The following is a 24790-nucleotide window of genomic DNA, read 5'->3' as shown; positions in this document are numbered from 1 at the left end:
TTTCATTCGGGCGGTCATTTTTGTCGGCGACCTGCCGCATGCTGGCAAATCCGGGGACCAAAAAAAATAATAAAGCTTTTCAAAGCGCGGCAGCAACCACAAACCTCAAACTACAAACTTTTTAAAATTCCGCTCTCGCCGTAGGGCTCACCGAAAGTTCACTAAAATCACCATTGAGATACTTATAATACCCTGTCATAGCGATCATGGCGGCATTGTCGGTACAGTATTGAAAGGCGGGAATGAAGGTCTGCCAGTTGTTCTTCTGGCCTAATTCCGTAAACGCTTTGCGCAAGCCGCTGTTGGCAGATACGCCGCCGGCGATGCAGAGGTGTTTGATGCCCGTGGTACGGGCGGCGGCTTTTACCTTGTTCAGCAAAATACTCACGATGCGGTGCTGAATGGACGCGCAGATGTCGGCCAGGTTCTCCTCTATGAAGCGGTTGTTGGCGGCCGTGTTTTCCTGCAAAAAATACAGGATGGCGGTTTTAAGTCCGCTGAAGCTGAAGTTCAGTCCGGGTATTTGCGGCTCAGGAAATTTAAACCGGTTGGGGTTGCCCTGTTGGGCGTATTTATCTATCAGCGGTCCGCCCGGGTAGGGCAGGCCTAAAAGTTTGGCTGATTTATCGAAGGCTTCACCGGCCGCATCGTCCATGGTTTCCCCGATCACTTTGAGCGAGAGCGGCGATTCGCAGAGCACGATCTGGGTATGGCCACCGCTTACAGTTAAGCAGAGGAAGGGGAAATCGGGTTTCGGGTCTTCAATGAGGTTGGCGAGCACATGCGCCTGCATATGGTGAACGGCAATGAGCGGCACGTTCAGGGCCAGCGCCAGGGATTTGGCGAATTGGGCGCCCACCAGTAACGAACCGATCAGTCCGGGCGCCTGGGTAAAGGCGATGGCATTTACGGTTTGCAACAGGCTGTGAATGGAGGCTTCGTCTGCACCCTGAGCGATAGTCGAAGGAGACGCCGCTTTTTGTAACGCGGCATGCACTACGGGCACTATATTTTGCATATGGGCGCGTGAGGCCAGTTCGGGCACTACGCCGCCGTATGATTCATGAATGGATTGATTGGCGATAAAATTGGAAAGGATGACGCCATCGCGGCAGATTGCGGCCGCTGTTTCATCGCAGGAAGATTCGATTGCTAGGATGGTAATACTCACGCAGCAAAGATAGTTACTGTAGTGAATTATTGGTACCGTGGTTTCTTATAAAACAGTTTGTAGTTTGAGGTTTGTAGTTTGAGGTTGCTGCCGCGCTTTAAGAAGTGAATATATATTTTTAGATTAAAAAACTTCTGGAATGGCAGAGGTTCCCGCACAATAATGACTGCACGAATTAAAGAACCATAAACCATAAACTGCTATTTGCTTCTAATAGCAACTACCGGGTCCATTTTAGCAGCTATTGACGCCGGAATAATGCCCGCCATTACGCCCACAATGATACAGATGGTGATTGCCAGGATCAAAATTCTTGGGGCAATAAATACCGCGAAGCCAAAGATGGCATTGGAAGCCAGTGTTAAGATGAAAACAAGGGAGAGCCCAAGCAGGCCGCCCATGATACAGAGGAAGGCGCTTTCGAGCAAAAATTCAGTAAGGATGACAGAGCGTTTGGCGCCGATGGCTTTCTTCAAACCTATTTGTGAGGTCCGTTCGCGCACGGTCACGAACATGATATTGGCCACACCGAACATACCTACTACCAGGCTCAGGATGGCAATAAACCAACCGCCCATATTGATGCCGCCAAAGATCTCGCTGGCGAAACTGCTGAAGGCATCGATATCGTTGAGGGCAAAATCATCTTCCTGCGTAGGTTTTAATTTGCGGATGGAACGCATGGCGCCGGTGAGCTCATCGCGCAGTTGCTCCATGGGCACCGCATCTTTACCCTGCACCATGATAATGGGGTTGCAGTTCTTCTCGCGCATAAATTCTTTCATAAAACCCACAGGCATCAGAATGCTGTTATCGTATTCCCAACCCCCTACAAAGCTTTTGCCCTGTTTTTTGATGAGGCCTACCACAAGGGCGCGTTTGCCCGATTTCAGAACGACGTTCTTGCCAACCGCTTTTTCGGCTTTGCCAAACAGGGTTTCGGCAATGGTGTAACCCATTACCACCACGTTGGCGGCAAAGTCGTAATCGGCGGGTTGCAGGTAACGGCCGAGTTCAATATCTACCGGTTGTATATGGATGAATTCGTCGGAAATGCCGTAATAGTTGATGCTGTTGATCACATCATTTTCGTACCCTACATAACTGTTATTGCTGATATTGAAAGCAACATTGGCAGCGGCCGGCACTTTTTGTTTTACCAGTTGCATCTCTTCGTAGGTAGGCGAAGGACGTTTCACATAGCGCCACCAGGGATAGTCAGGACCACCGGTGTACACCCATTTATCGATGTAAACGGTGTTGGTGCCAAGGGCTTTGATGTCTTTCTGCACCTGGTATTCGAGGCTGTCGACCGTTGCGAGTACGCTGATGATGCAAAAAATGCCGAAGGCCACCCCGGTCAGCGACAGCAAGGTGCGAATTTTGTGCGATTTAAATTCCTGCCAGGTTAAATTGAGGCTACTGCCCAGTATTTCCAGAACACGGCGCATAACCTAAAAATAATATGAATCACCTGATTGTTGAACCATCTGTGTGTTAAATGGTTGCTTTGGGTGAAGGATGGAAGTTAATTAGCAAATCAGCAAATGGGAAAATGGGCAAATGGAAAGGCAGGAAAAGGCAAAATTAGCAAATTAGCAAATGGGAAAATGTGCAAATGGAAAGGCAGGAAAAGGCGGAATTAGCAAATTAGCAAATGGGAAAATGGGCAAATGGAAAGACAGGTAAAGGCGGCAATCGCACTTCGGCGTTGGACATTGGACATTTGATATTCGACATTACTGTCTTCCCTTTCTCATTCCTTATTTCTAATTTTTAATTCCTCATTTCCCCTAAAAGAGAGTGATTGTCCATGTGCGCGTAAACGACCCGCCTGGTTCCAGCTTATTTATGCCTTCTTTCCCGGGCAATTGCTGATTGGTAGCAACGCTATCGGCTATGCCGCACCAGGGTTCTATACAAACAAAATCGGCGTTTTTGGCGGCCCAGATGCCGAGGAAGGGAAATCCGGGGTAATCGAACCGGAAACCATGCCCGGTTTTATCAGAAGCCAGCGTAACAATGGTTGAGCTCATGCCTTTCAGCACCAGCGCATCTTTCTGAAACAGGTCTTTCGACAGGTTCAACCGGTTGGTAGCCTGCAATAAGGGGATGGGTGATTGTTCTATTAAACCATCGGGAGAAATAGGCCAGCGGGGCGCGGTCTCCGATTGATTGAACTGCAAATAATAATCGGTATACGTGGTGCCCGGCACCAGCGGAATTTTGAACGCCGGGTGAGCGCCTACCGAAAAATACATGGTTTCCTTGCCGCAGTTCACAACTTCGTAGGTAACGGCCAGGGAGTTTTGGAACAGGGTGTACCTGATGCGGAACTCAAAGGCAAAGGGAAAGATGGTGAGGGTTTCAGCATCGTTGCGCAGCAAAAATGTAATGGTGTCACCGGTATGGTCTTCCACTGCAAACTGTTTGTCGCGGGCGAAACCATGCCGCGGAAGCTGGTATGATTGTAAGTTATGATAGTAGGTATTATTTTTTAATGTTCCTACAATAGGGAACAATACCGGCGAATGTTTGCCCCATACTGCGGGATCGCCCTGCCACATATAATCGAGCTGATGTTCTTTATGCACCAGGCTGGTCAATTCGGCGCCTTTGGCATTGATAACTGCTTTGATCTGTGCGTTTTCTATGGTAAACATGGCGGAAAGATACTGAAGAAAGGCAACAAGCAACCAGGTGGTGTTCTTCAACTTACTGCAAACACTTATAACTTATCAGTCAAATGGAAAACCTTGAGGTAATTGTAAAACTTTTGATCGCGGTATTGATAGGCGGCATTATTGGCGCTGAACGGGAATACCATAATAAATCGGCGGGGTTGCGCACGCTGATGCTGATCTGTTTGGGTTCAACCCTGTTCACCATGTTCTCCATGGAAATTGGCAAGGAGGCATCTCCCGACCGTATTGCCGGTGGCATAGTGGCCGGCATTGGTTTTGTAGGCGCGGGCGTCATCTTCAGGGGCGGCGCCGGCATCAACGGCGTTACCACCGCCGCCACCATTTGGGTAACGGCCGCACTGGGCATGGGCGTGGGGGCCGGGCACCAGTACGCTGCCCTGATGGGCTGTATTATCCTGGTGGGCATTCTGTATGCGTTTACTGTTATTGAAACCTGGATAGATCGCATTAACCGTTCACACACCTACAAAATTACCTGTGCCTACCGCGAAAAGGTATTTGAACATTACGAGGCACTGATGAAGCAGCACCGGTTAAAGTTTATAAGAGGGCCGCAATGCCGCGACAATCAAACGGTTTCGGGCACCTGGGAAGCGGAAGGTTCAAAGAAATCGCATGATGCATTTATACACCTGATGCTGGCGGATGTTGGGGTGCAGAAGTTTGAGTTTTGAGGCGTGAAACGGGAGACGGCAAACGTGAAAGGCTCGCGTGTTTTGAGGGGGTGAATGGTCAATGGTGAATGCTTGCCCGCTGAAGCCTTGGCGTAAGCTAATTGCCGGGTGCCTGAGCGCCATCCCGAATGTAGGAAACCCTTTCACGTTTGCCGTTTGCCGATTGCCGATTCACTCCATTTGTGTTACCTTTGCGGTCCTAAAAGGCCATGAGTAGGAAGGCACAACTCGATATAAAACAATGAAATACAACAACGAAATTCATAAACGACGCACTTTTGCCATTATTTCGCACCCTGACGCCGGTAAAACCACCCTTACCGAAAAGTTTTTGCTGTTCGGTGGCGCCATTCAAACGGCAGGCGCGGTAAAAAGCAACAAGATCAAAAAGCACGCTACCAGCGACTTTATGGAAATTGAGCGTCAGCGTGGTATCTCGGTAGCTACGTCGGTAATGAGTTTTGAATACAAAAATATCCTCATCAACCTGCTGGATACGCCTGGTCACAAGGACTTTGCAGAAGATACGTACCGCACCCTTACGGCCGTTGACAGTGTTATCCTGGTTGTAGACAGCGTGAACGGGGTAGAGGACCAGACCCGCCGCCTGATGGAAGTATGCCGCATGCGCGATACCCCGGTGATCGTGTTCATCAATAAAATGGACCGCGACGGCAAGAACCGGTTCGACCTGCTGGAAGAAATAGAAAATGAACTGAAGATTTCCCTGCACCCCATGACCTGGCCTATTAACAGCGGTAAAGATTTTAAAGGAGTGTACAACCTGCACGATAAAAACCTGCTGCTCTTCACCGCCAATACCAAGGCTGCAGATGATGATGTTGTGCAGATCTCGGACCTGAGCCTTCCCCTGCTCGATGAAAAGGTTGGTGAGAAAGATGCCTCCATATTACGCGAAGATGCCGAACTGATAGAAGGGGTGTATGGCGAACTGCCCGTGAACAATTACCTCAGCGGCAAAGTAGCGCCCGTGTTCTTTGGCAGCGCCATCAACAACTTCGGGGTAAAGGAAATGCTGGATACGTTTATTCGCATTGCGCCTATTCCTCGTCCGCGTCCTACTTCGGCGCGCGATATTGCGCCAACGGAAGACAAGTTCTCCGGCTTCATCTTTAAAATTCACGCCAACCTCGATCCCAAGCACCGCGACCGCATCGCCTTTTTGCGCGTGTGCAGCGGCCGGTTCGAGCGTAATAAATACTTTCATCACGTACGGCTCGACAAAGATGTACGGTTCAGCAACCCCTATACCTTCATGGCCCGCGATAAGGATGTGATAGAAGAAGCCTTCGCCGGCGACGTGGTGGGTTTGTTCGATACCGGTAACTTCAAGATCGGCGATACGCTCACCGAAGGAGACAATTTCTTCTTTACCGGCATTCCTTCCTTTTCGCCTGAAATATTTAAAGAGGTGATCAATAAAGATCCAATGAAAACCAAGCAATTGGAAAAGGGTCTGTTGCAGCTTACCGACGAAGGCGTGGCACAGTTATTTACCCAGTTCGGGGGAAATAAAAAGATCATTGGTTGCGTAGGTGACCTGCAGTTTGAAGTAATTCAATACCGCCTGTTACAGGAGTATGGCGCGTCGTGCGAGTTCAGGGCAATGCCTTATTACAAAGCCTGCTGGATCACCAGTGCCGATCCTAAAAAGCTGGATGATTTCACCCGCTTTAAATCGAATAACATAGCTACCGATAAAGACGGCCACCTGGTATACCTGGCCCAAAGTGAATGGTTCCTGAATACCGAGCGTAGCAATAATCCGGATATTGAGTTTCACTTTACGAGTGAGATACATAAAGAAGCAGTTTAGGGTTTGTTGTTTGTGGTTTGTAATTTGTAAGAGTCAGTTTATAGTTTATTGTTTATGGTTTATTGTTATTGCAATGCCGCAGTGACGCGAGGTTGGCAACTGATCGAGTTACGGAATATGAAGAACCATAAACGATAAACCAAAAACCATAAACTATGGTAGTTTTCGAAACCGATCGTTTAGTCATCCGTCGCTATACATTAGAAGATGAAGAGAACTTCTTTCGCCTGAACGGTGATGAGGAAGTGATGCGGTATATCCGGGCGCCCAAGGACCGCCAGGAATGCGCCCTCTTCTTAAAACGGAACCTGGCCTTTTACGAGCAATTTCCGTTGCTGGGCCGCTGGGCCATGATAGAAAAATCGGCCGACACGTTTGTTGGTTCCTTTGCCATAATTCCCGTTGAAACCACTGATCACAGCCGGCATGCCGAAATTCAGTTAGGGTATGCTTTATTGAAAGAATATTGGGGGAAAGGCTATGCCACGGAGAGTACCCTGGCGGGCCGTCAGTACGCTTTTGACGTAATGAAGCTGCCCATGATCGTTGCCATTACCGAAACAGAGAACATCGCCTCACAAAAAGTATTGCTGCGAAGCGGATTTATACAACAGCCCAACATAAAGGAAGGCAATAAAGACCTTTGTTATTTTACCAGCGTGAACCCCAATGCCATTGAAACGGAACGGCTTCATTTATTTCCACTTACATTGCCGCAATTGGAATTGTACCTGAAAGCCAATGACGAACTGGAACAGGCCCTGGGACTAACGCCATTCGGCCGCACCATAGCGCCGCAGGTACGCGACCGGGTTACAAAATTCACGCTGCGGGAAATGCAACAGGCTAACGGCTACGATTACATTTTCCATACGTTCTGGCTGGTGGTTGATAAGCAAAGTAAAATGATCGTTGCGGAGCTGGGGTTCAAAGGTCCGCCCAAAGAAGGCGGCCAGGTAGAGATCGGGTATGGCACCATGCCGGCCATGCAGGGCAAAGGGTATATGACCGAAGCGGTGAAGGGCCTGTTACAATGGGCTACCGCTCATGCCGATATTAACGTAGTGCTAGCCGAAACGCATGTTTCTAATTTACCTTCTATTAAGGTGGTGCAGAAGAATGGATTTCTACAATTTGATAAGAGAGGAGAGATGATTTGGTGGAAGAAGTTTCTCTGAGTATATAGGAATCAGACTTCAGGAAATGAGAAATTAAAAATGAGAAACAGAGAAATGAAAAAGGCAAATACAAAATGTCGAATATTGAATGTCCAATATCGAATGTCGAAGTAAAGGAAAAATGAATTTAACTTTCTAATTCCTCATTTTTTATTTTTCATTCTTCATTTCTTGCCTTCACTTCTACATTCAACATTCAATATTTAACATTCGATATTTTAAAACTCCGGATTAACCCCTGTATAGTTCTGCGGCGTTATCTTCTTCAATTCTTTCTTTACAGCCGGGCTTACTTTTAGTCCGTCAATGAACTCGTGAATGGTTTCCTGGTTGATGCCATTCTTGCCACGGGTCAGTTCTTTCAGGGCCTCGTATGGCTTGGGATAATTTTCGCGGCGTAAAATGGTTTGAATACCTTCGGTCACCACCGCCCAGTTGTCTTCCAGGTCGGTATTGATGGCGCCGGAGTTCAACACCAGTTTGCTTAATCCTTTTTCAATAGATTTTATAGCGAGTATGATGTGGGCAAATGGAACGCCGATGTTGCGCAATACGGTTGAATCGGTAAGGTCGCGTTGCAGGCGGCTCACCGGTAATTTGGCAGCCAGGTGTTCGAGCAGCGCATTGGCGATACCGAGGTTGCCTTCGGCATTCTCAAAATCAATGGGGTTTACTTTATGCGGCATGGCGCTGGAGCCAATTTCTCCTTTCACCGTGCGCTGTTTAAAGTATTCCATGGAAATGTAGGTCCAGATATCGCGACAAAGGTCAATAAGAATATTGTTGATGCGCTTCATGGCATCAAAGTGCGCAGCCAGGTTATCGTAGTGCTCAATTTGCGTGGTGAACTGCTGGCGTTGTAAACCCAGCACGCCTTCTACGAATTCGTTGCCGAATTGGATCCAGTTCTTCTCGGGGAATGCAACGGCATGGGCATTGAAGTTACCGGTAGCGCCGCCGAATTTAGCGGTAAAAGGTACCTGTATCACCTGCTCGATCTGGTTGCCGAGGCGTTCTACAAATACCATGATCTCCTTGCCCAGGCGGGTGGGGCTGGCAGGCTGTCCGTGCGTATGCGCCAGCATGGGCACTTCTTTCCAATCGGTGGCCAGTATTTCCAGCTGGCGGTTAAAGTTCAGCAGGGCAGGAAGGTATTCAATTTCAATGGCATGTTTCCACGAAAGGGGAATGGCCGTGTTATTGATATCCTGCGAAGTGAGGCCAAAATGCACCCATTCCTGGATGGCTTCGGCGTCGAGCGCCGCTAATTTTTCTTTCAGAAAATATTCCACGGCTTTTACGTCGTGGTTGGTGATCTTTTCGGTGTCTTTTATTTTTTTGGCGTCTTCAACCGAGAAGTTATCGCACACCTCCTGCAGGGCTTTCTTTTGAGGCGCCGTAAGGTCGAAAAACTTTTTATCGGCCAGGAACCGCACATACTCTACTTCTACCAGCACGCGGTATTTAATGAGGGCAAATTCAGAAAAATATTCATCTAAATGTTGAACCTGGTGGCGGTAGCGTCCGTCAACCGGTGAAATGGCCGTAAGTGCGTTTAGTTCCATGAACAATTGTTGTTTATTAGGGCTCGTCAAGTACCTTTGTGTCCGCAAAATTAAATCAATTGAATAAGATTAAGGTTGGAATTGTTAATTATCTCAATACGAAGCCTTTAATTTATGGAATTCAGCATTCGGCGGTGGCGGAAAGGTTGCTATTGATACAGGATTACCCGGCCAATGTGGCGCGGATGCTGATGGAGGGAACAATTGATGTGGGCCTGGTGCCGGTGGCGGTGATCCCGCATTTGCAGGAGCATCATATTATTACCGACTATTGTATCGGCTGTACCGGTGCGGTGGCGTCGGTAGGTATCTTTAGTGAAGTTCCTATTGATAAGATCGAAAAAGTACTGCTCGATTACCAGAGCCGTACTTCTGTGGCGCTGGCCAAAGTGTTGCTGCGTGAATACTGGCAAATAGACCCGGAACTGGTAGATACCAAATCGGACTACCGCGGTGCTATCAAAGGCACTACTGCCGGGGTGGTTATTGGCGACCGGGCGCTGGAACAACGCAAAGTGTCGCCCTATATTTATGACCTGGGCGAAGCCTGGATAGACCTTACCGGTTTGCCGTTTGTATTTGCCGCCTGGGTGAGCAACAAACCTTTGCCGGACGATTTTATTTCGGCATTCAATTCGGCCAATAAACTGGGACTGGAAAATATTGAAAAAGCGGTTGCCGAAAATCCTTACCGCGTTTTTGATCTGCACAAATATTATACGGCGCATATCAGTTATGAGCTGACGGCAGAAAAAAGAAAGGGGCTGAAAATGTTTTTATCATTTATTACAGAACAAAGAGCTGTAATAAGCAATACGCCCTGATATACTGTGATAATGAGATGATCCCGACTAAAGTCGGGACAAGTTGTGATAATGAAAGGCAGCCATGGCAATTGCTACGCGTGAACTTCCTGTTGCTGTTACCTTTTTTCAATCTCATACCTGATCTCCAGCCGGGGCTTTAATGCATCGTTGGGCGCCTGGCTCGAATAAAAGATCATGCTGTTATAATATTCTTCTACCTGCAGTCGCAACAACATGCCATGGTTCTGTGCGGGGTTTTTAACCCAGTATCGTACAAAGTCGGTTATGTCAATCGCATAGCTCTGCGTCTTCGACTTACTTTGCGGCAACAGTTTTTGCCTTTCCGGTGCTACCCGCGGCTGGTTCTCCCAACCGGTGCCCGCCATTTTCCAGGGGGTTGTTACCCGTTGCAGTAATGCCTTGTTGTTTTCACCATACGTGGGCTGGCCTTTAATTCCATTAATGTTATTGGTTTTGGCATACAGGAATAGTTTGGCGCTGATAATATTGGCGTTGGCAGGAACTTCCTTTACCTCGTACCGGAACAGGGACCGCACATTACAGGTAGGGTACCCAATGCCATCACAGGTCCAGGCGGCGGCTCCCAGTTCGGGGTGGGTGCTATCAGCTTTATAAGGCACATTGCTGTTCAGGAATAGCTGTTTGAATTGGCCGCTGGTTTTGTCGCCCCTAATGATCAATATTTTACTTTCCTTCATTACCGGCCGGGGTGCGACCGCAGGTGGTGGGGCTGGCTCCGACACCGTGGTAGTATCCTCCGCCACTGGCTTTGCTGCTGCCGGAAAACAGATCTCGAGGCGGGGCCTTAATGCAGCCGGCGCTTTGCCTGAATTAAACACCAGGCTGTTGTAATGTTTTTCAACCTGTAACCGTAACAGCATACCGAAATTGCTATCGGGTTTATTGATCCACGATTGCACAAAGTCGGTCACGTCTATCTCGTAGTTTTGAATTGTACTGGCGCTTTGTGGTAATATTTTTTGGTTAGAAGTGGCCACCGCAGGTTGTGCATTCCAGCTTACGCTTGCCGGCTTCCAACTCGTGGTTATTCTTTGTAAAAAGGCTGTATTGTTGGTACCATAGGTTGGTCTGCCCTTGTTTCCATTGATGTTGTCGGTTTTGGCGTACAAGTACAGTTTGGCGCCGGTTATTACGGTATTGGCCGGAATGGAACTTACATCGAACCGTAACAACGACCTGAAGTCGCACAGCTCCTTTTCCTGGGCCACGCAGGTCCACGCTGCAGCTACCAATTCCATGCGGCTTTGATCGGCGGCATTAGGGGTAGCGGTGCTTATAAGCGCTTCCTGGTAACTTTCACCGGTTGGCGTTGCTTTTATATAGGTGCAATTGGGAGTTTGTGCCTGGCTGTTAAAAGAAAACGCAAGAAGTAAGGATAACAAGGATAACGGGTTAAATTTTCTCATAGTAGGAAACAAGATATAACATCATTTTCTTTTTTCATAGGCGGGGTTTATAAGCGCTCACCGTCATTAATAAAAAAAATCCCGGTCGCTGGTAACGGCCGGGATCTTTTTATTGCGAAATATAGGGTTACAATACCATTATCTTAAACGTCCTTACCTCGCTTCCTACCCAGATCTTCACGTAGTATTGACCTGCAGGAACGCTGATCCTGTTAATATAGAAGGTCACTACATTCACTCCTGCATAGAAGTTGATAGAAGGCCGGAGCACTTGTTTCAGGTTACCACGAAGGTCGTACAGGCTGGCCGAGCCTTTTTGTGCTTCGCTGGTGAACACCCATGCCAGTAATGGTCCGGTGGTTGGGTTGGGATACAGTTTAACCTCCACTTTGTTGCTATCTGCGTTATCAGCCTGATAGCATATTTCCAACCGTGGCTTTAATGAATCGGGCGCCGAACCTGAATTGAAGATAAGGCTGTTGTAATATTGTTCAGATTGCAAACGGAGCAACATACCATTGTTCTGTTCAGGATGTTTCACCCAGGTTTGTACGAAATCTGTTACATCTATTACATAATTCTGAGCCGTTGAACTGCTGCGTGCTAATTGCTTTTGTCTTTCGGTAGTGGTAGTTGGTTGATTGTTCCAACCGGTACCACCTGTTTTCCACGGAGCAGTTACCTGTTGCAGTAAGCCTGCATTGTTGCTGCCATAAGTGGGAGCGCCGCTGTAACCGTTGATGTTATTGGTTTTGGCGTACAGGTACAGTTTAGCGCTGGTAATTCTTGTATTGGTTGGAAGGCTGCCCAGTTCATACCGGAACAGCGATCTGAAATTACAGGTAGGATAGCCACCGGCATTACAGGTCCAGGCTGCTGCACCCATTTCAGGTTGGGTGGTATCGCTCTGGAACGGTGCATTGCTATCGAGCCATAACTGTTTGAACTTACCACTGGTCCTGTCGCCACGCACGATCAGCGTTTTGCTATCTGCACAGGTTGGCGTAGTAGACGGAGTTCCAAAAACAGTGATCGTTCTGCATCTGCTGGCTACACAGCCGCCATCATATTTAATGGTAACGCATACATTGTAGTTGCCATGTTTTGGATAGGTATGGGTTATGCTGTAATTGGCGCTTGCATTCGTATAGTTGATGCAGGTGTCTTTTCCGTCACCAAAGTTCCAGCAAATTTGTACCGGTTTTTTATTGGCGGCGTTCCATGGACTGGCGATGAATAATTTACGCAGCGGGTTATTATCACTGATGGAATCAATGAAATTCGCGCGGCAACTATCCGTGCCCGGTGTAGGAACTGTATAACAGATCTCCAGGCGGGGCTTCAATGAATCGGCCGCCTGACCTGAGTTAAATACCATGCTGTTATAATAGCTCTCGGTTTGCAAACGCAACAGCATACCGTAGTTGCTATCAGGTTTGTTCACCCACGACTGCACAAAGTCGGTTATCTCTACCACATAATTTTGGCGGGTATTGGTGCTTTTTGCCAGTATTTTCTGTGTGGCGGTTGATACCGATGGTTGTGTATTCCAACCGATGGTTGCATTGTTCCAGGACGATGTTGCTTTTTGTAACAGGGCCGTGTTGTTGGAGCCGTACGTTGGATTGCCATAATTACCATTGATGTTATTGGTTTTGGCATACAGGTACAGTTTGGCGTCTGTAATAACGGCATTTGCAGGAATGCTGCTTACATCATAGCGCAACATGGTTCTAAAATCGCAGGTAGGAAAGCCGCTGGCGTTACACGTCCAGGCGGCTGCTACAATTTCGGGCTGGGCTGTATCAGATGCGACCTTATTAATGGTACCCATCAGCGCTGCTTTGAACTTGCCGTCGGTTGGGTTGCCTTTAATAACCAGTGAATTGTTGCAAACCACAGGAGGTTGCGGAGCTATAACGGTAATTGATTTACACTTTTGAGCTATGCAACCACCTTCATAAGTGATCTTCACACAAGCTGTAAAGGTGCCTGCTGTTTTGTACGTATGTGATACTGAATAAACATTATAAGTACTGGATGAACTATAGTTGATGCAGGTGTCTGTACCATCGCCAAACGTCCAGCAAACCTGAACAGGTTTTTTGTTATTGTTATGCCACGGAATTGCGGTCAGCAGGTGGCTGGCCGAATTGCTGGACGAGGCCGTGTCTTTAAAGTCTGCTTTACAGCTATCCGCGCTGGTGAGTGTGTAGCAGATCTCAAGGCGGGGCCTTAATGAATCCACTGCCTGGCCCGAGTTAAAGACCATACTGTTGTAATAGGTCTCGTTTTGCAAGCGCAGCATCACACCATAGTTGCTGTCGGGCTTGTTCACCCACGACTGCACGAAGTCAGTTACATCTACCACATAGTTTTGTTTTGTGCTGGTGCTTTGCGGTAATATTTTCTGCGAAACGGTGGTTACCGCTGGTTGTAAATTCCAACCTACGGTTGACAAATTCCAGGGTGAAACCGCTTTTTGCAGCAGCGCCGTATTCGCTGTACCAAATGTGGGGTTGCCATAATTACCATTAATGTTATTGGTTTTGGCATACAGGTACAGTTTGGCATTGGTGATAACGGCATTGGCAGGGATGCTGCTAACGTCATAGCGCAACATGCTTCTGAAGTCGCAGGTTGGCTGGCCGATGGCGTTACACGTCCAGGCGGCCGCTACAATTTCAGTCTGGGCGGTATCAGACCCGTTGGGGCCCCAGGTGCCCATCAGGGCCTGCTGGTATTTACCGCTAAACGGATTGCCGCTTATCACCAGTGAATTATTGCACACAGGAGGGGGTGGTGGCGGAGCAACAACGGTAATTGTCTTGCACATGTTAGCCACGCATCCACCTGCATAGGTGATCTTTGCACAAACCGTATAGGCGCCTGGTGTATTGTAAGTATGATAGGTTGTATAAAAATTGTTTATGGTTGAATCATAGGTGATGCAGGTATCTTTTCCATCACCGAACGTCCAGCAAACCCGAACCGGTTTTTTATTAAGGTTATGTTTCGGAATGGCGGTCAGGATGTGCGTAGCCGGATAGTTTGTGGTGGTTGAGTCTTTAAAGTCTGCTCCACAGGTATCTGCAGGCGGGGGCGGGGTGGTAGGGATGCTGTAGCAGATCTCGAGGCGGGGCCTTAATGAATCCACTGCCTGACCTGAGTTAAAGACCATGCTGTTGTAATAGGTCTCGGTTTGCAAGCGTAACATCACCCCGTAGTTGCTGTCGGGCTTGTTCACCCACGACTGCACAAAGTCGGTTACATCTACCACATAGTTTTGTTTCGTGCTGGTGCTTTGCGGTAATATTTTCTGCGTAGCGGTTGATACCGTGGGCTGTGTGTTCCAGCCAATGGTTGCATTATTCCATGGTGAAATGGCTTTTTGCAGCAAGGCTGTATTCGCAGTACCAAATGTGGGGTTGCCATAATTACCATTGATGTTATTGGTTTTGGCATACAAATACAGTTTGGCATCTGTAATAACTGCATGGGCAGGAATGCTGCTTACATCATAGCGCAACATGGTTCTAAAATCGCAGGTAGGGAAGCCACTGGCGTTACACGTCCAGGCGGCTGCTACAATTTCGGGCTGGGCTGTATCAGATGCGACCTTATTAATGGTACCCATCAGCGCTGCTTTGAACTTTCCGTCGGTTGGGTTGCCTTTTATGATCAATGAATTGGTGCAGGTGGTTGGCGGTGGTATGGTGTAGCAGATCTCGAGCTTAGGCCGTAAGGTAGAATCGGTGGCCGATCCCGAATTAAAGATCATGCTGTTGTAATAGCTTTCCGTTTGCAGGCGCATCAGCATCCCGAAATTGCTGTCGGGTTTATTCACCCAGCCCTGCACAAAGTCGGTTACATCTATTACATAGTTTTGGGCTGTGCTGCTACTTTGCGCCAGCGTTTTTTGATTGGCGGTAGTGGCTGGTGGTTGATTCGCCCAGCCGGTGCCGGCTACCGTCCATTTGGCCGTGATCTTTTGCAACAGGCTGGTATTGTTGCTGCCATAGGTAGGGGAGCCCGTGTAACCGTTGATGTTATTGGTCTTGGCGTATACATACAGCCTGGCGCTCGTAACCACTGCATTGGCAGGTATACTGCTTACATCATAGCGGAATGCGCTTCTCATGTTACAGGTAGGGTATCCAACGGCATTACAGGTCCAGGCGGCAGTACCCATTTCGGGTTGTGCCGTATCGCAATGATAGGGCGCGTTACTATCCAGCCATAACTGACTGAATTTACCGCTGGTTCGATCTCCTCTTATCGTTATACAGTTGGTTGTTTGTGAAATACCTTTAATGCAGAATGCAAGAAGGCTTAATAACAGGTAGACATTTTTCATGCTATAAGGGTTTGTTGCTACGTACATTTTGGCAGGGCAAGATAAAAAGTATTCCAGCGACTTCTTGGTAAAACTAATAAGTGTGCGTTTTTTGCCAAAAACCGTGTTGTTTTGAAGCATAAACGTGTAGGAATATAGGCTATAAACCGGGCGATGAACGGGCTGCCTGCAATTGGTATTCATTTTACAGGCTACTTAATTATAAATCAATATTTTTGGGCTTTAGTAATATGGCTGCTATAGTATCGATAATAATCCCATGTTATAACCAGGGGCATTTTATACAAGAAACACTTGATAGCGTAAGTAATTGTAAATCAGATTTGTATGAAGTGATTATTGTTAACGATGGTTCAACGGATCAAAATACCATTGATTGTCTCAACAAGCTGAGAACAGCGGGTTACCAGGTTATTTTTCAACAGAACCAGGGTTTGCCGGCTGCCCGGAACACAGGCATAAGGGCAGCTACCGGAAAATACATTTTACCACTCGATGCTGATAATAAGATCCGTCCGGCTTACCTTACCCGGGCGATAGAAATAATGGAAGCCGACCCCGCTGTAGCGGTTGTATACGGAAATGCCGCCTATTTTGGCGATCGATCGGGCGAGTGGAAAGTGGGTGACTATAATATGCAAAAACTGATGATCGCCAACTATATTGATGCATGTGCGGTGATCAGAAGGTCAGTGCTGGATAAAGTTGGTTTGTATGATACAAATTTGAATAAGGGCGGGTTCGAGGATTGGGAAATGTGGTTACGCATCTCCTTTGCCGGTTATGAATTCAGGTATGTTGATGAAGTGTTGTTCGATTACAGGGTAGCGGGCAACTCCATGTCGCAGAATTTCAACAGGAATTATGCGAATGCCAATAACATGGAAAATTATATTCATGAAAAACATGCCGGCAGAATGGGGCATCAATGGATCATGAATAACTGGGTAAGGCGATTTAAAAAATCGCCCGTGCTGTTCATTACCAAATTGATCTTAATGTCTTATTTCCCTTCCTATTATAAAAAATTATTAAAACAAAATAAGATCAGAAACGGATTGTAAGAATACCTATGATAGAATCAAAGCATTACGACGCCGACTTTTATTTAGGTCATCAGGATGGGTCTTACCTGTCTGCAAAGAAAGTATTGCCTATTGTCGCAGAAATATTTCATCCTGCATCGGTCATTGATGTTGGTTGCGGAATAGGGTCCTGGCTGAAGGTATGGAAGGAAGATCTGCAGGTGAAGGAGATCAGGGGCATAGAAGGACCTTATGTATCGCCTTCCATGTTAAAGGTTGAAAAGGAGTTAGTTCATTTTCAGGACCTGAAGGAACCAATAAAGGTCGATCAGAAATTCGATCTGGCCATGTCGTTGGAAGTAGCGGAACATTTACCCGCAAGCCATGCAGAGCGGTTTGTGGAATCGTTAACTGCTTTAAGTGACGTGGTGTTGTTTTCGGCCGCCATCATTGGCCAGGAAGGAACGTACCACATCAATGAACAAATGCCGGAGTACTGGTGCAAGCTGTTTGAAAAATTTGGTTATGTGCCGGTCGATTACGTGCGGCCCCTGGTATGGAACGATAACCAGGTGGAGTGGTGGTACCAACAGAACATCCTGTTTTACATTCGTAAGTCCAATTTGCAAAAGTATCCTCAATTGAAAACGGCTTACGAAAACACCAACCCGGCGTCATTGCTCAGGATCCATCCGGTATTATATAACATAAAAATAGAGCGGTTGAATAAAACGAACACCTGGATCGGCTATGTTCGTTGGAAATTATACCCGTTAAAGAAAAGCATTCAAAAAATGTTTAATAAAAAAGGCGTATGAGGGAAGAGGGGCTGGCCAGGTTAAGCGATGTGCACATACCACGGAATAATGCAGATTATATTGTAATGCATTACCTCATTGACGCTTTAAAAATGGCGATCAATAAATATGCAAAGGGCAATGTACTCGATATTGGATGTGGTAATAAACCCTATGAACTTTTTTTTAAAGATAAGATCTACAGTTATACAGGGTGCGATGTAATTCAAAGCGATAAGAACAAGGTAGATGTAATTTGTGAGGCAACCAAGCTTGCATTTGCCGATGAAAAATTCGACACTGTTTTTTCAACGCAGGTGATCGAACATGTGAGCGATCCATTTAAAATGCTGCAGGAAGCGAACCGGGTTTTAAAGAATGACGGACTGATAATTGTGTCGGCCCCGTTTTGCTGGGAACTGCATGAGGAACCCTACGACTTTTACAGGTATTCCAAATACGGGTTGAAGGCCATGTTCGAACAAAAGGGGTTCGAGGTTTTGGAAATAACAGCAAACGGTGGAAAATGGGCTGCTATTTTTCAAATGAACATCAATATGGTGTATTCCACTTTTAAAACAAGGAAATGGCCGATCCGGATCCTGAAAGGGATCTTTATCAACCTTCATTTTACGGCGTTGTTAAACAGGTTCGCCTTATGGGCCGATAAACGCTTTCACGACGAGCTGTTAACATTAAACTATGTGGTTATTGCCAGGAAAATAAAAAATGTCTGATCCAATATTAATTTCAATTTGTATCCCTGCCTATAAACGGGTAGATTTTCTGGAGCGGCTGTTACAGTCGGTTACAATACAAACATTTCGCGATTTTGAAGTGGTGGTAACCGATGATAGTCCGGATGACAGTGTAAAAAAGCTCTGTGAGCAATACCAGGAACTTTTTCCATTGAAGTATTTCCGCAATCCATCTGCCCTTGGAACGCCTGAAAACTGGAACGAAGCCATCAGGCGTGCAACCGGCAAATGGATAAAATTGATACATGACGATGACTGGCTGGTGAATGAACACAGTTTGCAGCAATATGTAAACGCCATCAACAAACATCCGCACGCCACTTTCTTTTTTAGCGCTTACCGCAATTTCTGGTTACACAGCGGCCGGCAACAGGATGTATTTGTCAATTCATCGCGCTATAAACAATTGCTAAAACAACGGGCCACCCTGTGTGCGGGCAACGTCATAGGGCCCCCGAGTGTAGTGTTGCATCTCAACGATAAACAGTTCTTTTACGATAATAAGGTAAAGTGGGTGGTGGATATCGAATTTTATATTCGTTATTTAAAAACAGGCCAACCGGTATATATTCCCGAAGTATTAATAAATGTAGGAATCGGCGAATACCAGGTTACCCAGGAAACTTTCCGTAAGCGCGAAGTGGAAATACCGGAAAATTTTTACCTGCTTAACAAAACAGGAATAGCTGCGTTGAAAAATAGGCTGGTGTATGATGCCTGGTGGCGATTAATGCGCAACCTGAATATACTTTCCGTAGAAGATCTTCGCACAGCAGGCTATAGCGGTGCTGTGCACCCGGTATTGCGTTCCATGATCGCCTGGCAAAAGAATACCCCGCGGTCCCTGTTAACCAACGGCGTTTTTTCCAAGACCATAATGTTTGTGCATTATCTGTTGAACCGTAACCGGCTAAGGCAGTAAGAGCCCGGTTACTAAGCAAGTTGCAATACCTGCCGGTACGATTTGCAGAATTCCTCTTTACTAAAGCGCTCGATAGCAATAACACGGCCCCTTTTACCGAAGGAGACCCGCATGGGTTTATTATTCAATAACTCTTCAACATATTGGCAACCTTCCGCTACTATTTCCTCCTCATCTGTTGCCTGTATCAACAGGCCATTCTCTCTATGGTGAATATAGTTGGGAATACCATTAACCGCTGTTGAGATGATGGGTTTTCCCCTGGCCATCATTTCCATTACTACAATGGGTAGCCCTTCATAAGCGGAAGTAAGGATCAGTACATCGGCCTGCTCATATATTTTTCTCATCTGGGCATCATCCTTTACATTGCCGTAAAATTTACAATACGGATAGTTGGATGGATCGATGACATTATCGACATCTCCCACGAAATTGAATTTTACCGGCAGCTGTTTGCTGTTTATTTTTTCAGCGATCGCAGCTACCAGGTGAACTCTTTTTTGCGGGGCGCCCCGGCCTATAAAATAAACTTCTAAATTGTTATTATCAGTTTGAAGATATTCAGGAATTTCAATGGCATTATCTATAAAACAAAGCTTTTTAAAATAATGTTCCGGCAGCTTGTTTTCCCTGTATTGTTCCGCTACCTGCTCTTTCAACCTTTCTGTACTGAATAACCGGGTAGTGATGCGATCGATAAACCCGATACTGTAAGGCAGCCAGGTAGCCAGGTGACAAACTTCCACACATTTGATCTCTTTACTAAGGTGTGGAATTACTTTATAGAAAAACAGGCTTTCACCGCCAAGTACTGTAGCGCCTTTTTGCTTGTTTATCCAGGTTGCCAATAATCCGCGGTAAAAGAAATTAACGAAATGAAATAGTTTGTTATCGATGAGGCGGTGAAGGTCCAGTGTTCTTACGCCTTCCATGATATATTTATCTTTAAAAAGGCCGTTTTGAGGTTTTTTGGAAAAGATAATGAGTGGCCGTTGGTCTTTTACGCAAGCGGTTATATCTATGTTCACCCGTGGAGCGCCCCCGATATCGGTATTTGGAAAAAAGAGAAAAATATTGTGACTGGTTTTCAGGGGGAAGATATGTCCGCAAATTTTTCCCAGCAGCACAAAAGGGAACATGCCAATTCGCTCTATAAAAAATTTTCTTTTTGCTTCTTTATACGTCATTCTTAAATAAAATATTTGCGTAATAACCCTGGCAAATATAATTCATTAAAAGTGATATTCAGTTCGTTGAAAAAGGGCTCAATGGCCGTTGTGTCTATGAGCGGGCTGCTGCCTTTTTCTGCAAAAGTGTAAATGCCTTTGGTGTGAAAGTGGTTTTCTATAGCTGCGATGATAGTAGTAACCGGGTAGTTTACCGGGTTGGCGATATTTACCACACTGTTTGTAAAAAGCTTCTTTTTAAGCAGGTGATCGCATATGGCATACATATCATCTATGTCGAGTAAATTTCTGGAGGCATTTTTCCAGATAGCGAATGGCGTTTTCTCCTGAATATGCTGAATAAAGAAATTAAATACTGTGTGCGTATTGCTCGTTCTGCCTATGGGATTAGATACCCTGAAGATGAGATAATTTTTTGCGTTTGCGGTAATGACCGCTTCCATTTTTAACTTATGTAACACATAAGCAGATTGGCGCATGGAGGGATCGTAGATACTGCAGGTGCTGAAATAAACCAGCGTTTTTTCAGGGTTTGCCTGGATGCTCTTCGTTAACAGGTTCTCTTCTCTTGAAAAAGCTTCAGGTGCTGTTGTGGTGGAATCAGAAACGCCGGAGGCAAAGATGATATAGTCATTGTTTGTGCTATAGTCCTCAAATCTTTTTGCGATCATACCATTTCCAATAACCATGCGTCTGATTTAAATGTTCTGCTCCATACCGGGGGCTTCCATTTCCCCTGTATATGCTGTGGTTTTTCTTAAAAAGTTAGGCAAAATAATGCAATTTTACAGCAACTGGCAAAGTTGCTGTATTTTTCATCCGTAATCCATATAAATAACCATGCAGACCGATGAGTTGGAAAATGATGGGCAGAACCCTTTTCAAACCAGGATCACTTTAAACTATCTGGTTGTATGATTCGTAGGCGACCATCTTTTTTATTGGTTTTTTTATTTCTGTACGCATGGCCGGTTTATGTATGGTGCCAGGAATATAGTTATACCCGGTATGATAGTAAAGATGGGCTGGGCAGCTCTACCGTGAATTGCATGACCCAGGATAAAGAGGTGGTATGGCATGCAACCCGGGAAACATTTTTAAACTCTCCTACGCTACCTTCCGGCGATTACCAGTTGCAGGCCATTAATAAATTCGATGTTCACAGCAAAATACTTACGGCCTGGTTTACGATCGACAAATTGTTGTACGAAAAAAACAGGTTCCGGCTACTGATCGGGCTGGCATTTTTAACAATAACCGGCTTGCTGGTATGGGTGATCATAAAACGTGTGCGCCAGTCGAAAGGGTTATCCCTGACGGCTGACCGTATTACGATGTTCAATAAGGAGCATGAATAAAAAATCACTTTGCAAATAGATGACCTGGAAGATGAATGTCAAGTTGCAGGAAGAACCAGGGTAACCATTTGTTTTCCGGTGATATAATAAAAAATTGTATGAGGTTTTTTTTAATTATGGTGCTGTTTTGGGGTGTAGGCCCGGCTGTTTTTGGCCAGGAATACGGCTATACGCATTACAACAGCAGGGACGGGCTGGCAGGGTCAACGGTATACTGTATAGTGCAGGACAAAGACGGGTTTATATGGCTGGGTACGGAAACGGGTTTAAGCCGGTTTGATGGTACCCATTTCAGGAATTTCACTAAACGCGACGGGTTGCCTGATAATGAGATCATCCAATTGTTTGCCGATTCAAAAGGCCGGGTATGGATAGCGCCGTTTAAAAAAGCGGTTTGTTATTATTATAAAGGGAAGTTTTATACCCCCGATAACGATCCGGTCTTACAACGTATTCGCGTTGACGATTATGTTATCCGGTTTGCTGAAGATAAAGCCGGCAATATTCTTTTGCAGGAAATCAATAAGCTGCACCTGGTTGACACAAATGGCAAGGTTACAGTAATTGATTCATTCAATGGACAACGGATCGGACCATTCAGCGCCATCACCGCCCACCCCAGGGATGGGTTTATGGTAGTATCGGGAAACAGGTTGCTCGATTTCAGGAATAACCGGTTCCAGGTAAAAAAAACCATCCCTACGCTGGATTATCATCATAGTTATTTCGCCTTTAATTCCCGTATGTTAATGTGGCATTCGGGTCCAAATGAAACGAAAGTGGAGAATTTCGCACTGCATAAATCAGTTTCATTTCCTTATAACCGGTTTAATAATATCAATTGCAGCCTTATTGACGATACCCTGGTGGGGCAAACTTTAACGAGCGGCGCTCTTCTTTATAATATCAACCAGCCCGATAGCCCGCTGCACTTTTTGCCCGGTATACCTGTGAGCAATATGTTAAAGGATGCGGAAGGTAACATCTGGTTCACAACAATGGGGCATGGACTTTACAGATTAAGCTCCCCGTTTGTTTTAAATCTTAAGCTCAGGAAAGATAGTTCCCCGGCCCAGGTATTTTCATTTGCGAAGTTCAGGGAAACCATCCTGGTGAGCTCAGAGTTAAATTTTCTGTACCGGTTAAACCCGAAAACGGGAAGGCCGGATAAAGAAAAAATAAAGCTTGACAAAAAAGTAGGTTTTGATCCTGTATATGCGTTGAGTACCTACAACGAAAAAATGATCGTGTACGGCAGCGGATTCTCGCTGGTTAAATCGGGGATTGATTTTAAAAAAGGGCCGGAAATATTGCGGGTAGTGGTGAAGGGTATTTTTCAATATAAGGACAAAATGTATGTGGCTACAAGAACTAACGTTTTTGTTGTTGATCCGGAAACATTTAAAATAACAGACACTATCTGGCATGAACGATCGACTTCTGTATTTGTAAGCAACGATACCGCTTATATTGGAACTTTAGGCGGGTTATATTGCAGTTTGCCCGACAGATCGATCCAGTTCCTGGGCGACAAAGCGCCGGCATTAAAAAACCGTATTACATGCATTCGAAAAGATAACGCAGGTATTTTATGGGTAGGTACGTATGGTGATGGCCTCATTGGATATAAGAACGGCCGGGTGGTAGCCGCCATTGACCAGCGCAACGGATTAACAAGCGATGTTTGCCGCGTACTTGAACTGTGTGGAAATACGCTCTGGGTGGGTACCGATAAAGGACTCAACAAGATCGATGTAACAAAGCCCGGGTATCCCATTACAAAATATACTACCGGCGACGGACTGGCTTCTGATATTATCAACGCTTTGTATGTAGACAACAGTAAAGTATTTGTTGGTACGCCCGAGGGGGTTACTTTTTTCGATGAAGAAAAAGTGATCAGCCAATCGCGGTGCGATCTGTACTTTACCGACATTACCGTTGGCCGCGAAACGTGGCATTCAGATAGTATACCTGCCATTATAGCCCATGCAAGAAATAATGTGCGTTTCGATTATGTAGGCATTTCCTTTAAATCAACCGGTGATGTGCGTTACCAGTACCGGCTACTGGGGCTCGACAGCGCCTGGCATGAGACCCGGGAAACCTTTTTAAGTTATCCTACATTACCCTCAGGCGATTATCAATTGCAGTTGCAGGCCATTAATAAGTTCGATGTGCACAGCAAACTGCTTACCGCCCGGTTTACCATTGAAAAGCTGTTATACGAAAAGACCTGGTTCCAGGTATTGATCGGCTTCATATTCCTGGCGGCTGTTGGTTTACTGGTAACGGTGATCATTCGCCGGATCAGGAAACGGGAACAGGAAAAAACAGCTTTCAGCAAACGGATCAGCGAGTTGGAACAACTGTCGCGCAAGGCGCAGATGAACCCGCATTTTATTTTCAACAGCCTTAACTCCATTCAGCATTATGTGATGGAAGCAGATGTGGTGGGCGCCAATAAATTCATTTCAGGGTTTTCCCGCCTGATCAGGCAAACCCTTGATTTTTCTTCAAAACCGGAAATAAGCCTGGAAGAAGAACTGGATTACCTGACCAACTACCTCGACCTGGAGAAGACCCGGTTAGAGGATGCGTTCTCCTGGTCGGTGAGTATTGATAAAGCGGTGAAACCTGCGGAGTATTACATTCCGCCAATGATCCTGCAGCCTTTTGTAGAGAACAGTGTGCGGCATGGGCTTCGCTTTCGCCGAGATAAGAACGGAATGGTAACCATTACCGTAAAACGGGAAAACGGTAATTTAATAATTATACTGGAAGACAATGGCATAGGCAGAAAGGCCGCTATGCAGTACAAAAGTATTTCTCCTATTAACTATCAGTCTAAGGGATTGTCCCTTACGGCCGACAGGATAGACATATTCAATAAAGAGCATGAGCAAAAAATTACTATGCATATAGATGATCTTGAGGATGAAGGGCGGTTGGCATTGGGTACAAGAGTGACGATAAGTTTTCCGGTTCTATAATCGTTA

18 protein-coding genes are annotated in these 24790 nt (G+C 46.0%); 10 read left to right on the top strand and 8 right to left on the bottom strand.

Annotation, left to right across the window (positions count from 1 at the left end):
• Nucleotides 1-121 precede the first annotated feature (121 nt).
• The 3 genes from tsaD to FAM09_RS13305 all read right to left on the bottom strand — a co-directional run bounded on the left by tsaD (nt 122) and on the right by FAM09_RS13305 (nt 3834).
• A complete protein-coding gene (gene tsaD / locus FAM09_RS13315) occupies nt 122-1171 on the bottom strand; it encodes a tRNA (adenosine(37)-N6)-threonylcarbamoyltransferase complex transferase subunit TsaD (protein ID WP_208025556.1) in 1050 nt (349 codons plus the stop codon).
• 200 nt (nt 1172-1371) lie between these two features.
• A complete protein-coding gene (locus FAM09_RS13310) occupies nt 1372-2622 on the bottom strand; it encodes an ABC transporter permease (RefSeq protein ID WP_136577608.1) in 1251 nt (416 codons plus the stop codon).
• Between the two features lie 342 nt (nt 2623-2964).
• A complete protein-coding gene (locus tag FAM09_RS13305) occupies nt 2965-3834 on the bottom strand; it encodes an aldose 1-epimerase family protein (protein WP_136577607.1) in 870 nt (289 codons plus the stop codon).
• 83 nt (nt 3835-3917) lie between these two features.
• On the opposite strand from FAM09_RS13305, the gene FAM09_RS13300 reads away from it, so the two are divergent.
• The 3 genes from FAM09_RS13300 (at nt 3918) to FAM09_RS13290 (ending at nt 7565) form a co-directional block, all read left to right on the top strand.
• The gene (locus FAM09_RS13300; protein ID WP_136577606.1) at nt 3918-4550 is read left to right on the top strand and encodes an MgtC/SapB family protein; all 633 of its coding nucleotides are present in this window, start codon (nt 3918-3920) and stop codon (nt 4548-4550) included.
• Between the two features lie 241 nt (nt 4551-4791).
• A complete protein-coding gene (locus FAM09_RS13295) occupies nt 4792-6387 on the top strand; it encodes a peptide chain release factor 3 (protein WP_136577605.1) in 1596 nt (531 codons plus the stop codon).
• 155 nt (nt 6388-6542) lie between these two features.
• Nucleotides 6543-7565 carry a GNAT family N-acetyltransferase gene (locus FAM09_RS13290; protein ID WP_136577604.1) on the top strand — a complete coding sequence of 341 codons (1023 nt, stop codon included), beginning with the start codon at nt 6543-6545 and terminating at the stop codon, nt 7563-7565.
• Between the two features lie 218 nt (nt 7566-7783).
• Here FAM09_RS13290 and purB read toward each other — a convergent pair whose 3' ends face one another.
• Entirely contained in the window at nt 7784-9130 is a 1347-nt protein-coding gene (purB, locus tag FAM09_RS13285; RefSeq protein WP_136577603.1) for an adenylosuccinate lyase, read from the bottom strand.
• A 59-nt stretch (nt 9131-9189) separates the two neighbouring features.
• On the opposite strand from purB, the gene FAM09_RS13280 reads away from it, so the two are divergent.
• Entirely contained in the window at nt 9190-9954 is a 765-nt protein-coding gene (locus tag FAM09_RS13280) for a menaquinone biosynthetic enzyme MqnA/MqnD family protein (RefSeq protein WP_243751665.1), read from the top strand.
• Between the two features lie 98 nt (nt 9955-10052).
• On the opposite strand, the gene FAM09_RS13275 is transcribed toward FAM09_RS13280, so the two are convergent.
• Complete coding sequence (locus FAM09_RS13275; RefSeq protein ID WP_136577601.1) at nt 10053-11384, bottom strand: DNRLRE domain-containing protein; 1332 nt, start codon at nt 11382-11384, stop codon at nt 10053-10055.
• Nucleotides 11385-11511: 127 nt separating this feature from the next.
• Entirely contained in the window at nt 11512-15741 is a 4230-nt protein-coding gene (locus tag FAM09_RS13270) for a DNRLRE domain-containing protein (protein ID WP_166437127.1), read from the bottom strand.
• Between the two features lie 230 nt (nt 15742-15971).
• Here FAM09_RS13270 and FAM09_RS13265 point away from each other — a divergent pair, with 230 nt between their 5' ends.
• The 4 genes from FAM09_RS13265 to FAM09_RS13250 are packed head-to-tail and all read left to right on the top strand — an operon-like array spanning nt 15972 to nt 19243.
• Nucleotides 15972-16805, top strand: a complete 834-nt coding sequence (locus FAM09_RS13265; RefSeq protein WP_136577599.1) for a glycosyltransferase family 2 protein — start codon at nt 15972-15974, stop codon at nt 16803-16805.
• Between the two features lie 8 nt (nt 16806-16813).
• Complete coding sequence (locus FAM09_RS13260; protein WP_136577598.1) at nt 16814-17584, top strand: methyltransferase domain-containing protein; 771 nt, start codon at nt 16814-16816, stop codon at nt 17582-17584.
• Entirely contained in the window at nt 17581-18300 is a 720-nt protein-coding gene (locus tag FAM09_RS13255; RefSeq protein WP_136577597.1) for a class I SAM-dependent methyltransferase, read from the top strand. Before FAM09_RS13260 ends, FAM09_RS13255 begins: the two co-directional genes overlap by 4 nt.
• On the top strand, nt 18293-19243 hold the full coding sequence (locus FAM09_RS13250; protein WP_136577596.1) for a glycosyltransferase family 2 protein: 951 nt from the start codon (nt 18293-18295) through the stop codon (nt 19241-19243). Before FAM09_RS13255 ends, FAM09_RS13250 begins: the two co-directional genes overlap by 8 nt.
• Before the next feature lie 11 nt (nt 19244-19254).
• Here FAM09_RS13250 and FAM09_RS13245 read toward each other — a convergent pair whose 3' ends face one another.
• Together FAM09_RS13245 and FAM09_RS13240 are read right to left on the bottom strand one after the other, a co-directional pair.
• A complete protein-coding gene (locus tag FAM09_RS13245) occupies nt 19255-20433 on the bottom strand; it encodes a glycosyltransferase family 4 protein (RefSeq protein ID WP_136577595.1) in 1179 nt (392 codons plus the stop codon).
• A 2-nt stretch (nt 20434-20435) separates the two neighbouring features.
• Nucleotides 20436-21122: an NAD-dependent epimerase/dehydratase family protein gene (locus FAM09_RS13240; RefSeq protein WP_136577594.1), complete on the bottom strand. Its 687-nt coding sequence runs from the start codon at nt 21120-21122 to the stop codon at nt 20436-20438.
• Nucleotides 21123-21347: 225 nt separating this feature from the next.
• Here FAM09_RS13240 and FAM09_RS13235 point away from each other — a divergent pair, with 225 nt between their 5' ends.
• Entirely contained in the window at nt 21348-21791 is a 444-nt protein-coding gene (locus FAM09_RS13235; protein WP_136577593.1) for a hypothetical protein, read from the top strand.
• Between the two features lie 98 nt (nt 21792-21889).
• Nucleotides 21890-24784, top strand: coding sequence for a sensor histidine kinase (locus tag FAM09_RS13230; RefSeq protein WP_136577592.1), 2895 nt, complete (start codon nt 21890-21892; stop codon nt 24782-24784).
• Nucleotides 24785-24790: the final 6 nt, after the last annotated feature.

The organism is Niastella caeni (assembly GCF_004834005.1).
Taxonomy (GTDB): domain Bacteria; phylum Bacteroidota; class Bacteroidia; order Chitinophagales; family Chitinophagaceae; genus Niastella; species Niastella caeni.
This window is presented reverse-complemented; position numbering and strand designations above follow the sequence as displayed.

What these genes read in the sequence shown, in the direction of transcription:
- FAM09_RS13270 (WP_166437127.1), bottom strand. Translation starts at nt 15,741, where the DNA reads ATGAAAAATGTCTACCTGTTATTAAGCCTTCTTGCATTCTGCATTAAA.
- FAM09_RS13230 (WP_136577592.1), top strand. Translation starts at nt 21,890, where the DNA reads ATGAGGTTTTTTTTAATTATGGTGCTGTTTTGGGGTGTAGGCCCGGCT.
- FAM09_RS13305 (WP_136577607.1), bottom strand. Translation starts at nt 3,834, where the DNA reads ATGTTTACCATAGAAAACGCACAGATCAAAGCAGTTATCAATGCCAAA.
- FAM09_RS13260 (WP_136577598.1), top strand. Translation starts at nt 16,814, where the DNA reads ATGATAGAATCAAAGCATTACGACGCCGACTTTTATTTAGGTCATCAG.
- FAM09_RS13300 (WP_136577606.1), top strand. Translation starts at nt 3,918, where the DNA reads ATGGAAAACCTTGAGGTAATTGTAAAACTTTTGATCGCGGTATTGATA.
- FAM09_RS13310 (WP_136577608.1), bottom strand. Translation starts at nt 2,622, where the DNA reads ATGCGCCGTGTTCTGGAAATACTGGGCAGTAGCCTCAATTTAACCTGG.
- FAM09_RS13235 (WP_136577593.1), top strand. Translation starts at nt 21,348, where the DNA reads ATGATTCGTAGGCGACCATCTTTTTTATTGGTTTTTTTATTTCTGTAC.
- FAM09_RS13255 (WP_136577597.1), top strand. Translation starts at nt 17,581, where the DNA reads ATGAGGGAAGAGGGGCTGGCCAGGTTAAGCGATGTGCACATACCACGG.
- purB (WP_136577603.1), bottom strand. Translation starts at nt 9,130, where the DNA reads ATGGAACTAAACGCACTTACGGCCATTTCACCGGTTGACGGACGCTAC.
- FAM09_RS13275 (WP_136577601.1), bottom strand. Translation starts at nt 11,384, where the DNA reads ATGAGAAAATTTAACCCGTTATCCTTGTTATCCTTACTTCTTGCGTTT.
- FAM09_RS13250 (WP_136577596.1), top strand. Translation starts at nt 18,293, where the DNA reads ATGTCTGATCCAATATTAATTTCAATTTGTATCCCTGCCTATAAACGG.
- FAM09_RS13295 (WP_136577605.1), top strand. Translation starts at nt 4,792, where the DNA reads ATGAAATACAACAACGAAATTCATAAACGACGCACTTTTGCCATTATT.
- FAM09_RS13290 (WP_136577604.1), top strand. Translation starts at nt 6,543, where the DNA reads ATGGTAGTTTTCGAAACCGATCGTTTAGTCATCCGTCGCTATACATTA.
- FAM09_RS13245 (WP_136577595.1), bottom strand. Translation starts at nt 20,433, where the DNA reads ATGACGTATAAAGAAGCAAAAAGAAAATTTTTTATAGAGCGAATTGGC.
- FAM09_RS13240 (WP_136577594.1), bottom strand. Translation starts at nt 21,122, where the DNA reads ATGGTTATTGGAAATGGTATGATCGCAAAAAGATTTGAGGACTATAGC.
- FAM09_RS13265 (WP_136577599.1), top strand. Translation starts at nt 15,972, where the DNA reads ATGGCTGCTATAGTATCGATAATAATCCCATGTTATAACCAGGGGCAT.